The organism is Kocuria salsicia (assembly GCF_007681555.1).
GTDB lineage: Bacteria > Actinomycetota > Actinomycetes > Actinomycetales > Micrococcaceae > Kocuria > Kocuria salsicia.
On sequence record NZ_VELE01000003.1, the window covers coordinates 263186 to 276300 of the forward strand.

Below are 13115 nucleotides of genomic sequence, written 5' to 3' on the forward strand. Positions count from 1 at the left end.
CGAATCCGGCCTGACTCGGGGGAAGTCGAGTCAGGACGGTGACGTGGGCGGCTGGAGATCTCACGACCGGCGACGTCGCGTGCGCACCTCCGGCTGCTCCCGCTCCCTAGAAGAGACCGGGTATCACCTCGTCCTCGGTGTCGGAGAAGGCCGCTTCCTTCTCCGCGAGGTACTGCTGCCAGGCGGCCGCATCCCAGATCTCGGCGCGGCTTCCCGCCCCGATCACCGCCAGTTCCCTGTCCAGGCCCGCATACGAACGAAGTGACGCGGGAATGGTGATGCGGCCCTGCTTGTCCGGGATCTCGTCCGAGGCCCCGGAGAGAAAAACGCGGATGTAGTCCCTGGCCTGCTTCGACGACAGCGGTGCCGCTCTCATCTGTTCGTGCACCCTGGCGAACTCCTGCGCGCTGAACACGTAGAGGCAACGTTCCTGCCCTCGTGTCAGCACCAGTCCGTCCGCCAGTTCAGCCCGGAACTTGGCCGGAAGGATCAGCCGTGCCTTGTCATCCAGACGCGGCTCGTATGTTCCGAGAAACATCGCCACCGCCTTCGGATGAGGGCCAGCCCGACCCTCGCTTCTCTACCGCCCTCCACTTTACTCCACACCCCTCCCCCGTCAATGCGGATCCGCTCCACGACACGGCTCGAGAACCTGGGCCGGAGCCCGACGTCGCGCACCCGACGCCCTCTCCCGGCCCGGAAAACCGGGGCTGACGAGGGGCGGGAACGAGAAGAGCTCCCCGGCGGTGTGCCGGGGAGCTCTTCGTGGACCGTGCGGTCCGAGACTGTGGTGGAGAGGGGGTCAGCGCCCGCCCTGGTTGCGCCGGTCCCACTTCTCCTCGAGGTTCTGGAGGAAAGTGGAGGACTTTCCAGAACCGGAGGAGCTGTCACGGGGTGACCGTGGCGTGCGCCCCGTGCCCGGAACCTCGCCGGGGGCTGCCTTGCTGCGCAGGGTGGCCACGTACGCGCCGGCGGCCATGAGCACGAAGCCCAGGACTCCCACGACGATCAGGTGGGTGGAGACACCGGCCAGGAGAACGCCCAGCCCGACGACCGCGATCACCACGCCCAGCACCAGGTTGCGCATGGAGCCGCGGCCCCGCGCCGCCTCCTTGTGCATGGTGGATGCGAAGCGGGGGTCTTCTTCGTGCAGCTGCTTCTCGAGCTGGGCGAGAAGCTGCTGTTCGTGCTCGGAGAGAGGCACGATTCCTCCTGAGGGGTTGAGCGTGGGGCGGGCGAGCCTCACGTGTCGTCCAGAATATCCCGTGCGGGGCGGTTTGGCATCGTGGGCTCCATGAGTCTGGCCGGGCGCAGCGTGCCGGGGCCGAATTTGTGGTGCACCCGGTCCATGGCCTCCTCCGCCGCACCCCACTCCGCCTCACGACCGTCCAGGCTCAGCTGCAGGGCGTGCTCGCTGCCCGTGAGCTTCTCGGCCCGCACCCCGAGCAGCCGCACGGACTGGGGCCGCGGACCGATCCCGTCGAGCAGCGCGCAGGCCTCGGAGTAGAGGTCGTGCGCGGAGGTCACCGGGTGCCCGAGCGTGCGCGAGCGGCTGATCGTGGCGAAGTCCGCGTAGCGCAGCTTCAGTCCCACGCGCCCCGCGCGCAGCCCGTGGCGGCGCAGCCGGGCCGCGGTGTCGTGGCTGAGCCCGAGCAGCACCCGTTTCAGGGCGGCGGTCTCGGCGACGTCGCGCTCGAACGTGCGCTCGGCACCAAGGCTCTTCTCCTCCCGCACGGGTGTCACCGGGCGGGGGTCGTGCCCGTTGGCCAGCTGGTGCAGGTGGGCGCCTGCCGCCGCCCCCACGAGCGAGTGCAGGCGGGGAAGCGGGGTGGTCGCGATGTCGCCCACCGTGGGAAGACCGGCGGCCTGCAGCGTCTCGGTGGTGCGCCGGCCCACGCCCCACAGCTTGTTGACGGGCAGCCGGGCGAGGAACGCGCGCGTGTGCTCTGGGGCGACCACCAGCAGCCCATCCGGCTTGCAGTAGGCGGAAGCGATCTTGGCGACCGTCTTGTTCTCGGCGACGCCCACCGACGCCGTGAGCCCGGTAGACTCCTGGATCTCGCGCCGCAGCCGCCGAGCAATCTCCACGGGCGGTCCGCAGCGTCTGATGGCCCCTGAGACGTCCAGGAACGCCTCGTCCACGCTCAGCTGCTCCACGCGGTCCGTGACCGAGCGGAAGATTCCCATGACGATGCGCGAGTAGTGCGCGTAGGCCTCCTTGTGCGGCTCCAACAGCACGGCGGAGGGGCACCGCGCGCGGGCCTGCATCAGCGGCATGGCCGAGTGCACGCCGTACTCGCGGGCCTCGTAGGACGCGGAGAGCACCACGGAACGGGCGCCGGAGCCCGCCACGATCACGGGCCGGCCCCGGTGTTGCGGGGCGTTGAGAAGCTCCACCCCCACGTAGAACATGTCCATGTCCACGTGCAGGATCGCGCAGCGCCGGTACTGCTCCAGCTGCTCCGCACTCGGACCCGCCATCCCGCTCCTCCCGCAACCGCGCCCATCGGCATTCCAGGTGCAAGAGTAGGTGGAGGCTCCGACACGCACGCCGCGGCGGCCGGTTAGGCTGGACGGGCGCAGCAGAACTTCTGCGGAGCGACTTCCCCAGAACAGAGGTGCCCCGGCATGACCCCCTCCGACGCGACCGCGACCGCAGCGCTCCAGGACCGGGAGTTCTCCGCCCGGCTGGACGCCCGGCTGCGGGAGTTCTTCCGCGCCGAGCGCGAGCGCGTCACGGGCATCTCGCCCTCCGCCACGGACCTCGTGGACGCCATCGAGCGGCTGACCCACGGCGGCAAACGGCTGCGGGCGCGGCTGTGCTACTGGGGATGGCGCGCGGCTGGCGGTGGGGCGCACGAGCCCGAGCCCGAGATCGCGGCCGCGGCGCTCGAGCTGTTCCAGACCGCCGCGCTGATCCACGACGACATCCTGGACCGCTCGGACACCCGCCGCGGGAACCCGAGCGTGCACCGGGTCTTCGAGTCGCTGCACCGTGAGTCCCGCTGGGCCGCGGACGCCGAGCACTTCGGGGTGAGCGCCGCGGTGCTCACCGGCGACATGAGTCTGTCCTTCGCAGAGCAGCTCTTCGCCGACGCCGCGGCCCGGGTCCCCGCGCCCGCCGCGGCACGGGCTCGCGAGCTGTTCTCGACCATGCGCACCGAGGTCATGGTGGGCCAGTACCTCGACATCCACGCCGAGGTCTCCCCGGCCCCGCAGGATCCCCGCGAGCAGCTGGAGCGCGCCATGACCGTGCTGCGCTACAAGTCCGCCAAGTACTCGGTGGAGCACCCCGTGAGCATCGGTGCCGCACTGGCCGGGGCGGGACCCGCCTTCCTGACCGCGTGCACCGCCTTCGCCCTGCCCCTCGGGGAGGCCTTCCAGCTGCGCGACGACGTTCTGGGAGTCTTCGGGGATCCCGAGACCACGGGCAAGCCCGCCGGGGACGACATCCGCGAGGGCAAGCGCACCGCCCTGGTGGCGCTGTGCGCGCAGTACGGCGACCCCGCCGGGAACGCGTGGCTCGACTCTGTGCTGGGCACCCCGGAACTCGGCGACCGGGACGTCGACCGGGCCCGCACACTGATCCGTGACAGTGGCGCGCTGGCGCGCTCGGAGGAGCTCATCGACTCGCTGGTGACCACCTCGGACGAGGGCCTGGCCGCCCTCGCCACGGACGGGGTGAGCCGGGCCGGGCTGCGCAACCTCGCCGACGCCGCCGTGCGGCGCGCCCGGTAGAACCGGGCCCGGTGCCTTACCAGCCCAGAGCCTGGGCCCGCCGTCGCACCTCTGTCTTCTGACCGCGCCGCAGCGCGTCGATGGGGCGGCCCGGCAGGGATTCGTCCGCGGTGAAGAGCCAGCGGATGGCCTGCGCGTCCGTGAACGCGGCGTCGCGCAGCACACCCACGGTGCCCTTGAGGGAGTCGAGGGGGTGGGAGCCGTCCATGAACTCGGCGGGCACCACGCGCACGCGGTCCTCGGGGCGGCGGACCTCGAGCAGGGAGCCGTCGTCCATGAGCCGGTGCACTCGCGTCACCTGCACGTCCATGGCCTCGGCGATGTCCGGCAGATAGCTCCACTCGCCCACAAGCGCATCCAGCTCGGCAAATTCCTCGGGTGTCAGATCCGTTGCGTAGTTCACGGGCACTACTCTGCCACGGCGCGGCGCCAGGCTCACACCCCCGGGGCCGGGCCGGAGTCGTCGGGTAATCTGGTGGGGACACGCGCCGCCCGCGAGCGCACCGCGTGCACCCCCTACTTCCCCCACCCGAGGCAGGAATCGCGAACATGCCGGTTGAGCCGCCCCACGACCGCCCCTCCCCGCGACCCGCGTGGGGTCGCCGCGCCGCGCAGGGCTCGGCCGCCGCTCTTGCGGCCCTCACCGCACTGGGGACCGTCGGTCCCGCCCAAGCAGCCCCCGCCCCGGCGCAGAGCGTCCACGCATCCCAGCAGACGGGCTCCTCGTCCGTGACCGTGCGGCCCGGGGACTCCCTGTGGTCCCTCGCCACCGCCCACGGCGTCACGGTCACCCAGCTGATGGCCGCCAACGACGTCCCGGCGCACGGGATGCTCCGACCGGGCCAGCGCCTCACGCTGCCCACCGCCACGCAGGCAGGTGCCGCGAATGAGCGCGCCACGCGGGCCAGCACCTCGATGGACGGCGCCGAGCGCGACGACGCCGCCCGCACCGGTTCCCACCCCGTCGCCCGTCACACGGTGGCCTCCGGTGACACCCTCTGGGACCTCGCGCTGCGCCACGGGGTGAGCGTCGCGGACCTCGCGGCCGCCAACGGCCTCCCGGCAGGTGCCGGGTTGCGCCCCGGGCAGAGTCTCGCTGTGCCTGCCCCTGATGGGGCACAGAGTGGCCGTACGACGTCGTCGGAGGATCCCCTGGACACCACGGACACCGCAGCCGCAGCCGACACCACTGCCGGGGCCCGCCCGGCCCAGGGAGCCGCCGGTTCCGCCCCGACGGGGCCCACGTCGATGGCCGGGCGCACGTACCCCACCGAGGCTGTCGCCTCCGCGGACGCCCACCGCGCACAGCTCGCCGCTCGCGCCCAGCCGTCCGCCGACGAGCTGCGGGAGCTGGTGCGCAGCACGGCAGATTCCATGGGCGTGGACCCCGCGCTCGCGCTGGCGCACGCCTCCCAGGAGTCGGGCTTCCGCCACGCGGTGGTCTCCCCCGCGGACGCCGTGGGCACCATGCAGGTGGTCCCCGCCGCGGGAGAGTGGGCCTCGGCCATGGTGGGTCAGAACCTGGACCTGCTGGACCCCCGCGACAACGTCACGGCCGGGGTGGCGATCATCCGCGAGCTGCAGGACAGGGCCCCGTCCAAGGACGTGGGCGTCGCGGCCTACTACCAGGGTCTGCACGGCGTGCAGACGTACGGTATGTACCCCGACACCAAGGCGTACGTGAAGGCCGTGAGCGCACAGGAACGAGACTTTGCCCAGTAGCAGCACGAACGACCCCCGCGAGGGAACCCTGCTCGAGGACCGCTACACGGTCCGGCGCAGGATCGCGCGCGGCGGCTCCGCGACCGTGTACGAGGGGCTCGACGAGCGCCTCGACCGGCCCGTGGCGCTGAAGATCATGCACCCGCACCTCGCGGACGACTCCTCGTTCGTGCGGCGGGCCCAGCGCGAGGCGAAGTCCGCGGCCCGGCTGCAGCACCCCAACGTCGTCTCCGTCCTGGACCAGGGGCACACCCGCGAGGGCGAGCTCTACCTCGTGCTCGAGTACGTCGCCGGGCCCACGCTGCGGGAGGTCATCGCACGCGAGGCTCCGCTCTCCGCGCGGCGGACCCTGGACCTGCTGGTCCCGGTGTTGCGCGGCCTCGCGCAGGCGCACCGGATCGGTCTGATCCACCGGGACGTCAAGCCCGAGAACGTCCTGCTCACCGAGGACGGCCAGGTCAAGGTCGCGGACTTCGGGCTGATGCGCGCCGTGGACGAGCACACCGCGAGCGCGACCGTCCTGGGCACGGTGGGCTACGCGGCCCCGGAGCTCGTGGGGGACGGCCCCGTGGACCAGCGCAGCGACGTCTACGCCGTGGGGATCATGGCGTACGAGATGCTCACGGGCTCCCGCCCCTACACGGGCACCGCCCTGCAGGTGGTCAACGCCCACGTGAGCCGCGACGTCCCGGCCCCGAGCGGCGTCGTCCCCGGGGTGCCGCCCGCCCTGGACGAGTTCGTGCTGCGAGCCACCGCGCGCGATGCCTCCCGCCGGCCCGTGGACGCCGCCGCACTGCTGGACCTCGCGCTCGCCATCCGCCGTTCCCTGCCGGCGCCCCAGGACCCGCCCTCCCTCGACACCGCACTGACGCAACCGCTCTCCGCGCTCGACGGCGACGCCGCCCGCGCCGGGTCCGCGGGCGAGGCACCCACCGAGGTGTTCGGCACCACCACGCGGCACGGGGACGAGATGGCAACCGAGGCGTTCGACGCCCGGAATCGTCTGGGCAGCGCATCTGACTCCGGCACCCTCGGGGATGGCGCACCGGGCGGCGAGGCCGCGACGGAGGCGCTGGGCACCGCAGAGCGCACCGCCACGATCCGCCCAGATCCCTACGCCACCCGCGTGATGGGAACGCCACGCAGCGGCCCGCCCACCTCCCCGATCCTTCCGAGCTACGACCCGGAGGCCACCGGAACCACCACCGCAGTGGGCGCCCGCGCCGGCCGGCAGTCCGGCTCCACTGCGCGCCGCTCCCCCGAGACTCCGCGCGTCCGCCTGAACCCGAACCTGACACCGCTGCACGTGGCGGTCGCCGTGATCCTGTTCGCGCTGCTGCTGACGGTCGCAGGATTCCTGGGCTGGTGGCTGGGCTCGGCGCCGGGCACCGCGTCCGCCACTGTTCCCGCCGTGGCGGGGCAGGACGCCGCCAGCGCAGAGCGCGCACTGAACGCCGCGGGAATCTCCAACGTGGGCGTGCGCTCCACCACCAGCCGGGACGCACCGGAGGGCACCGTGATCTCCACGGACCCGGCCGCGTCCGCCTCCGTGCGCGGCATCGAGCAGGTCAACCTGCTCGTCTCCGAGGGACCGGCCCGCGTGGACGTCCCCGCGTTCACGGGTCTCTCCGCCGACGCCGCACGGACCGCGGTCACGGACGCCGGGCTCACGGTGGGCACGGTGACGAGCACCTACTCCACCCAGGCCGTGGACACCGTGGTCTCGCAGTCCCCCGCCGCGGGCGCAAGCGTGGACGAGGGCACGGCTGTGGACCTGACCGTCGCGGCGGACAGCCCGCAGGGGGATCCGCCGAACGTGGTCGGCCAGAGCGAGGAGGAGGCGCGCAGCACCCTCGAGGCGAAGGGCTACACGGTGGAGGTCTCTGCTCCCGTGGGCTCCCACCTGCACCGCGTGGTGAGCCAGCGCGAGGAGGGCGACACCGTCTTCCTCACCGTGCTCTGATTCGGGATTCCTCGCAACCGACGTGCCCTCCAGCCGTCATCGTCCCCGCACACGGACACCGCCCCGGTGCCGCCTCCCGGAGAGGGGGGCACCGGGGCGGTGTCAGGGATGCGCTCAGTTCTGGTTCGAGAGGTACTCCGCCACGAGGAACGCGATCTCCAGGGACTGCATGTGGTTCAGCCGCGGATCGCACAGCGTCTCGTAGCGCTCCGCGAAGGAGGACTCGGCCACGGGATCCGAGCCGCCCAGGCACTCCGCGACGTCGTCGCCCGTCATCTCCACGTGGATGCCGCCCGGGAAGCTGCCCAGCTCGCGGTGCACCTCGAAGAAGCCGCGCACCTCGTCCACGACGTCGTCGAAGTTGCGGGTCTTGTACCCGGAGGGCAGGGACACCGTGTTGCCGTGCATGGGGTCGGTGACCCACACGGGCCTGGCGCCCGCTTCCTGGACCGCCTTGATGACCGGGGGAAGCTTCTCCCGGATGTTCTTGGCGCCCATGCGGGTGATGAACGTCAGGCGTCCGGGCTCGCGCTCGGGGTCCAGGGCGTCGATCAGGCGCAGCGCGTCCTCGCCGGTGGTGCCCGGGCCGAGCTTCACGCCAATGGGGTTGCGCAGCCGCGAGAGCAGGTCCACGTGGGCGCCGTCGAGCTCGCGGGTGCGCTCCCCGATCCACAGGAAGTGGGCGGAGGTGCCGTACGGCAGGTCCGTGCGGGAGTCGATGCGCGTGAGGGCCCGCTCGTAGTCGAGCAGCAGCGCCTCGTGGCCCGCGAAGAACTCGGTGGTGCGCAGCGCGTCGAAGTCCGCGCCGCACGCGGCCATGAACTTCACCGCGTGGTCGATCTCCCGCGCCATGGTCTCGTACCGGGAGTAGGCGGGGTTGGCGGCGAAGCCCATGTTCCACTGGTGCACGCGGCGCAGGTCCGCGAAGCCGCCCTGGGTGAACGCGCGGATCAGGTTCAGGGTGGACGCCGAGGTGTGGTAGCCGCGCAGCATCCGGTTCGGATCGTGCTCGCGGGACTCCGGGGTGAAGTCGAAGCCGTTGACCATCTCGCCGCGGAAGGAGGGCAGGGTCACGCCGTCGCGGGTCTCCTCGTTCGAGGAGCGCGGCTTGGAGAACTGCCCGGCCATGCGGCCCATTTTCACCACGGGCATCGAGGCACCGTAGGTGAGCACCACGGCCATCTGCAGCAGGGTGCGCACGCGCCCGGAGATCTTGTCCGCCGTGGCGCCCTCGAAGGTCTCGGCGCAGTCGCCGCCCTGGAGGAAGAAAGCCTCGCCGTTGGCGACCTCCGCGAGGCGGGCACGCAACCGGTCCACCTCGCCCGCGAAGACGAGCGGCGGCACCGTGTTGAGCTCCTCGATGGACCGCGCGAAGTCAGGGTGCTGCGCCCACTGGGGGTGCTGGCCGATGGTCTTGCCCCGCCAGTCGTCCAGGCCGGGGTAGTTCGCGGCACGCAGGGACGAGGCCGGGGATCGGAACTGTTCAGGCAGGGTCAGGGAACTCATTCGGACAGTGTAGGCCGTTCAGCGGCGGCCCTGCTCGTCCGTTCCGTCATGTGAACGATCCCGCAGCTTCTCCCCCAGCGCCCCGGCCTGCTGGGAGACGGCCTCCGTCACCGCGCGGCCCTTGTCCTTCGTGGCCTGGGCGACCTCGCGCGCCTGGGAGGACAGGCCCCCGGACTTCTCCCGGGCCCTCTCCTGCGCGAGCTGGCGCTTGTGGTCAGCGGCGTAGACATCGGCCTGCTCCTGCCCGGAGAGCTGCTGGATGGCCGCCATGATCTCGTCGGTCACGCGCCGCAGCGTGGCGTGGTCCCCGTGCTGGGACATCAGGTGGGAGAAGTCCATGGGCTCGCCGAACGTGGTGGTGATCTTCGCGCGGCGCGGGTCCGGGAAGCGCGAGCCCAGGGGCTGCATGCGGTCCGTGCCGTGCATGGCCACGGGGATCACGGGAGCACCCGTCTCGAGCGCGAGCCGGGCCACACCGATCTTCCCCCGGTACAGCCGCCCGTCCGGCGACCGCGTTCCCTCCGGGTAGATGCCCACGAGCTTGCCCTCGGCGAGCGCCTGGCCCCCCGCGCTGAGGGACTCCGCGCTGGCCCGTCCCCCACGGCGGTCCATGGGGATCTGGTTGATGGCGCGGAAGAACCACGCGACGACCCGCCCGCGCAGGCCCGGGGTGGTGAAGTACTCCGACTTCGCCAGGAAGTAGACCTGGCGGGGAACGGCCACGGGCATGAAGATCGAGTCCGGGACGGAGAGGTGGTTGCTCGCGAGGATCGCGGGGCCCTCGGCGGGAACGTTGTCGAGGCCGATCACCGTGGGGCGGCAGATCAGGTTGACCACCGGCGCCACCACATAGGTCCGCAGGAACATGTACACCATCAGTGGGAGCCTTTCGTGGACGCGCCGCACCGTGCGGGTGGTGGGCGGGTCCGTCGTCGTCGCCGGGAGCGGGGCCCGTGGCCGGGCGTCCACGGGCGATTCTCTCACGGGGCGGGCCGGCGGCTGGCACAATGGCGCCATGTCTCCGGATCCGCAGCACGGCCCCCTGTCCCTTCCCGGCACCTCCTCCGTGGGGGTGCTGGTGCTCCACGGCTTCACCTCGACCACTGCCTCCGTGGCGCAGTGGGCGCGGGCGATCCACACGGCCGTCGACGACGACGGCGCCCACCCGGGCGTGCGCGTCCCCCTCCTGCCGGGTCACGGGACCCGCTGGGAGGACCTCGCCGGTCAGCACTGGCAGGACTGGCGGGACGCCGTGGACGCCGAGTACTGGGCGCTGCGCCGGGAGCACGAGCACGTGGTGGTGTGCGGGCTGTCCATGGGCGGCGCGCTCGCGCTGCACACCGCCGCGCGGCGGGACGTCTCCGGTGTGCTGCTGGTGAACCCCGCCCTGGCGCTGGTGAACCGGATGGCTCGCTTCAGTCACGTTCTCGCCCCGGCCGTGCCCTCTCTGGAGGGCATTGGCAGCGACATCAAGCACCCCGCGGGCCTGGAGTCCGCCTACGACCGCACTCCCCTGGCCGCCGTGGCCCAGCTGAACACCCTGATGCACCACACCGTGCGGATGCTCCCCGCCGTCACGGCACCGGCCGTGGTGTTCCGTTCCGACGAAGACCACGTGGTCTCCGGGTCGTCCGCAGACCTGCTTGCGCGGCGCAGCCGCGGCGAGGTTCTGGTGGTCCCCCTGCACGAGAGCTACCACGTGGCCACCCTCGACCGCGACGCCCCGGTCGTCGAGGCCACCTCACGCGACGCCGTGCAGCGGCTCTCCCGCGGCGAGCCGTTCCTGCCCGGGGACCGGGCATGAGCGGGCGCACCCCCTCCGAGGACCCGTTCGAGAGCATCATCCGCGCGAACAGCTGGGACGACGTCCCTCGTGACGACGAGGACTTGGAGCCCTGGGCGGAGGATGTTCCCTGGGAGCCCCGCGAGCAGCCCGCGGACGGGATTCCCCCGGAGCTCACGGAGGATCCCGCCGACGAACGCTACGACCCTGACCCGGGCCCCGTGACGAGCGGGATCTCCCCCGCGATGCTGCGGGCTCTGGGCGTGATCCTGGCGGTCCTTGTGATCATGCTGGGCCTCGCCCTGCTGCCCGGCCCCCTGCCCGGGCTCGTGTGGGTTGCGGGGATCGCCGGGATCGTGGCAGGTCTTGTCCTCGTCTTCCGGGCGCTGCCCGAGGACGCCCCGGAGGACGACGACGGCGCCGTGGTCTGAGTGCCTCGCCGTCGTCCGCGCATCGCGCCGTCACCCGAGCGTCGCGCCGGTGTATGAACGGAAACACACAGTAGGCTGAGGCTCGATCTCACCAGGAAGGTTCCCCATGAGACGCGTCAGTGCCCCCGCCATCGTCGACCCCCTGCCGTACCCCGGCACCGCCCACATCCTCGCGGAGCGTGCAGAGAAGACACCCGATGCGGTCCTCTACACGGTCCTCGCGCCGGGGCGCGAGCGGGACGTCACCGCCCGGCAGTTCCGCGACGAGGTCGTCGGGCTGGCCCGGGGCATGGCCGCCCGGGGCATCGGTGCCGGGGACCGCGTGGGGCTGCTGAGCCGCACGCGCTACGAGTGGAGCCTCGCGGACTTCGCGCTGTGGTGGCTCGGGGCGGTTCCCGTGCCGGTCTACGACACCTCCTCACCTGACCAGATCGCGTGGATCCTCTCGGACTCCGAGGCCGTCGCGGTCTTCGCGGAGACCGACGAGCTCGCGGACCGCGTGCGCGCGGCCGCGGAGATCACTGCGTTCCCGGCCGCACAGCGGATCTGCGTCTTCGACACGACGTCGGACGAGCTCTCCCTCGACGCACTCGTGGCCGCGGGCTCGGGGCGAACGGACCTGACCGGCCCCTACGACGGCGTCTCCCTCGACGACACCGCCACCCTGATCTACACCTCGGGGACCACGGGCCCGCCGAAGGGCTGCGAGCTCACGCACCGCAACTTCGTGGCGTGCTCGCAGAACACGATCCCCGTGGCGGGACCCATCATGGCCGAGGGTGCCCGCACCCTGCTGTTCCTGCCGCTCGCCCACGTCTTCGCGCGCTTCGTGGAGGTCACGTCACTGGACGCCGGGATCACCCTCGCGCACACCCCGGACGTCTCCCAGCTGATGGACGACCTCGCCCGGTTCAAGCCCACGTTCATCCTCGCGGTGCCCCGAGTCTTCGAGAAGATCCTGGTGGGCGCCCGGTTCAAGGCGCAGGCGGGCTCCCCCGTCAAGAAGCTGATCTTCGAACGGGCCGTGACCACGGCCGCCGCGTGGTCCAAGGCCTCGCAGAACGGGCACGTCCCGCCGTGGCTGGAGTTCCGCCACCGGCTCTACGACAAGCTCGTGTACTCGACGCTGCGCGAGGCCATGGGCGGCGAGGTCCGCTACGCCGTGTCGGGCGGGGCGTCGCTCGGCGAGCACCTCGCACACTTCTTCAACGGCATCGGCGTCTACGTGGTGGAGGGCTACGGGCTCACGGAGACCACCGCGCCCATTGCCGGCAACTTCCCGGCGATCAACAGGATCGGCACCGTGGGCCACCCCATCCCGGGCAACGAGATCGCGGTCGCCGAGGACGGCGAGATCCTCGTGCGCGGCTCCAACGTCTTCGCCCGCTACAACGGGCTGCCGGAGAAGACCGCGGAGGTCTTCCACGACGGCTGGTTCACCACCGGGGACCTCGGCCACCTGGACGAGGAGGGGCTGCTCACCGTCACTGGGCGCAAGAAGGAGATCATCGTGACCGCCGGTGGCAAGAACGTGATCCCCACGCAGCTCGAGGATCCCATCCGGGCCTCGGCCACCGTGGGTCAGATCATGGTGGTGGGAGACAACCGCCCGTTCGTGGCGGCGCTCATCACGCTGGACCCGGACACCCTTCCCACAATTCTGAGGGGCCTCGGCCTGGACCCCGCAATGAACCCGGCGCGCGCCGGCCACGAGGACGCCGTGATCGCGCACGTGCAGAAAATCGTGGACCACGCCAACGCCAGGGTCTCCCGCGCGGAAAGCATCAGAGCTTTCCGGATCCTCGAGGAGGACCTCACGGTGGAGGACGGGTACCTGACCCCCTCGCTCAAGCTCAAGCGAGCCAAGGTCGCTGAGGACTTCGTTGATGTCATCGAGGGCATCTACGCGAAGTAGAAGCAGGGGACGACGGCGCGGCACCGGAACCCACGGGGCCGGCGGCGCTGGGGTGGG

At 71.8% G+C, this 13115-nt stretch carries 12 protein-coding genes; 6 read left to right on the forward strand and 6 right to left on the reverse strand.

The annotated features are described in order from the left end of the window. Nucleotides 1-106: 106 nt before the first annotated feature. The 3 genes from mraZ to dinB all read right to left on the reverse strand — a co-directional run bounded on the left by mraZ (nucleotide 107) and on the right by dinB (nucleotide 2481). Complete coding sequence (gene mraZ / locus FS770_RS07590; protein ID WP_055083177.1) at nucleotides 107-538, reverse strand: division/cell wall cluster transcriptional repressor MraZ; 432 nt, start codon at nucleotides 536-538, stop codon at nucleotides 107-109. Nucleotides 539-802: 264 nt separating this feature from the next. Beyond that, the gene (locus FS770_RS07595; protein WP_144942773.1) at nucleotides 803-1204 is read right to left on the reverse strand and encodes a DUF3040 domain-containing protein; all 402 of its coding nucleotides are present in this window, start codon (nucleotides 1202-1204) and stop codon (nucleotides 803-805) included. Nucleotides 1205-1242: 38 nt separating this feature from the next. Continuing rightward, entirely contained in the window at nucleotides 1243-2481 is a 1239-nt protein-coding gene (gene dinB / locus FS770_RS07600; protein WP_145010876.1) for a DNA polymerase IV, read from the reverse strand. Nucleotides 2482-2628: 147 nt separating this feature from the next. Between dinB and FS770_RS07605 the strand changes: the two genes are divergently transcribed. Further along, the gene (locus tag FS770_RS07605; RefSeq protein ID WP_144942771.1) at nucleotides 2629-3738 is read left to right on the forward strand and encodes a polyprenyl synthetase family protein; all 1110 of its coding nucleotides are present in this window, start codon (nucleotides 2629-2631) and stop codon (nucleotides 3736-3738) included. Between the two features lie 16 nt (nucleotides 3739-3754). On the opposite strand, the gene FS770_RS07610 is transcribed toward FS770_RS07605, so the two are convergent. Beyond that, complete coding sequence (locus tag FS770_RS07610) at nucleotides 3755-4147, reverse strand: Rv2175c family DNA-binding protein (RefSeq protein ID WP_186366723.1); 393 nt, start codon at nucleotides 4145-4147, stop codon at nucleotides 3755-3757. A 140-nt stretch (nucleotides 4148-4287) separates the two neighbouring features. On the opposite strand from FS770_RS07610, the gene FS770_RS07615 reads away from it, so the two are divergent. Both FS770_RS07615 and FS770_RS07620 read left to right on the forward strand, forming a co-directional pair. After that, nucleotides 4288-5460 carry a lytic transglycosylase domain-containing protein gene (locus tag FS770_RS07615; protein WP_145010878.1) on the forward strand — a complete coding sequence of 391 codons (1173 nt, stop codon included), beginning with the start codon at nucleotides 4288-4290 and terminating at the stop codon, nucleotides 5458-5460. Further along, the gene (locus tag FS770_RS07620; RefSeq protein WP_145010881.1) at nucleotides 5450-7423 is read left to right on the forward strand and encodes a protein kinase domain-containing protein; all 1974 of its coding nucleotides are present in this window, start codon (nucleotides 5450-5452) and stop codon (nucleotides 7421-7423) included. The genes FS770_RS07615 and FS770_RS07620 overlap by 11 nt, the downstream gene beginning before the upstream one ends. Nucleotides 7424-7537: 114 nt before the next feature. Here FS770_RS07620 and FS770_RS07625 read toward each other — a convergent pair whose 3' ends face one another. Continuing rightward, nucleotides 7538-8929: a class II 3-deoxy-7-phosphoheptulonate synthase gene (locus FS770_RS07625; RefSeq protein WP_145010884.1), complete on the reverse strand. Its 1392-nt coding sequence runs from the start codon at nucleotides 8927-8929 to the stop codon at nucleotides 7538-7540. A gap of 18 nt (nucleotides 8930-8947) precedes the next feature. Further along, nucleotides 8948-9805 carry a lysophospholipid acyltransferase family protein gene (locus FS770_RS07630; protein WP_145010888.1) on the reverse strand — a complete coding sequence of 286 codons (858 nt, stop codon included), beginning with the start codon at nucleotides 9803-9805 and terminating at the stop codon, nucleotides 8948-8950. A gap of 139 nt (nucleotides 9806-9944) precedes the next feature. Between FS770_RS07630 and FS770_RS07635 the strand changes: the two genes are divergently transcribed. The 3 genes from FS770_RS07635 (at nucleotide 9945) to FS770_RS07645 (ending at nucleotide 13058) form a co-directional block, all read left to right on the forward strand. Next, nucleotides 9945-10733: an alpha/beta hydrolase gene (locus tag FS770_RS07635; protein WP_145010891.1), complete on the forward strand. Its 789-nt coding sequence runs from the start codon at nucleotides 9945-9947 to the stop codon at nucleotides 10731-10733. After that, nucleotides 10730-11143 carry a hypothetical protein gene (locus FS770_RS07640; RefSeq protein WP_055083095.1) on the forward strand — a complete coding sequence of 138 codons (414 nt, stop codon included), beginning with the start codon at nucleotides 10730-10732 and terminating at the stop codon, nucleotides 11141-11143. Before FS770_RS07635 ends, FS770_RS07640 begins: the two co-directional genes overlap by 4 nt. Nucleotides 11144-11249: 106 nt before the next feature. Continuing rightward, a complete protein-coding gene (locus FS770_RS07645) occupies nucleotides 11250-13058 on the forward strand; it encodes an AMP-dependent synthetase/ligase (protein WP_144942765.1) in 1809 nt (602 codons plus the stop codon). Nucleotides 13059-13115: the final 57 nt, after the last annotated feature.

Excerpts from the sequence above, each read along its gene's own strand:
- mraZ (WP_055083177.1), bottom strand. The coding sequence starts at position 538 with ATGTTTCTCGGAACATACGAGCCGCGTCTGGATGACAAGGCACGGCTG.
- dinB (WP_145010876.1), bottom strand. The coding sequence starts at position 2,481 with ATGGCGGGTCCGAGTGCGGAGCAGCTGGAGCAGTACCGGCGCTGCGCG.
- FS770_RS07605 (WP_144942771.1), top strand. The coding sequence starts at position 2,629 with ATGACCCCCTCCGACGCGACCGCGACCGCAGCGCTCCAGGACCGGGAG.
- FS770_RS07615 (WP_145010878.1), top strand. The coding sequence starts at position 4,288 with ATGCCGGTTGAGCCGCCCCACGACCGCCCCTCCCCGCGACCCGCGTGG.
- FS770_RS07625 (WP_145010884.1), bottom strand. The coding sequence starts at position 8,929 with ATGAGTTCCCTGACCCTGCCTGAACAGTTCCGATCCCCGGCCTCGTCC.
- FS770_RS07630 (WP_145010888.1), bottom strand. The coding sequence starts at position 9,805 with ATGGTGTACATGTTCCTGCGGACCTATGTGGTGGCGCCGGTGGTCAAC.
- FS770_RS07635 (WP_145010891.1), top strand. The coding sequence starts at position 9,945 with ATGTCTCCGGATCCGCAGCACGGCCCCCTGTCCCTTCCCGGCACCTCC.
- FS770_RS07640 (WP_055083095.1), top strand. The coding sequence starts at position 10,730 with ATGAGCGGGCGCACCCCCTCCGAGGACCCGTTCGAGAGCATCATCCGC.
- FS770_RS07645 (WP_144942765.1), top strand. The coding sequence starts at position 11,250 with ATGAGACGCGTCAGTGCCCCCGCCATCGTCGACCCCCTGCCGTACCCC.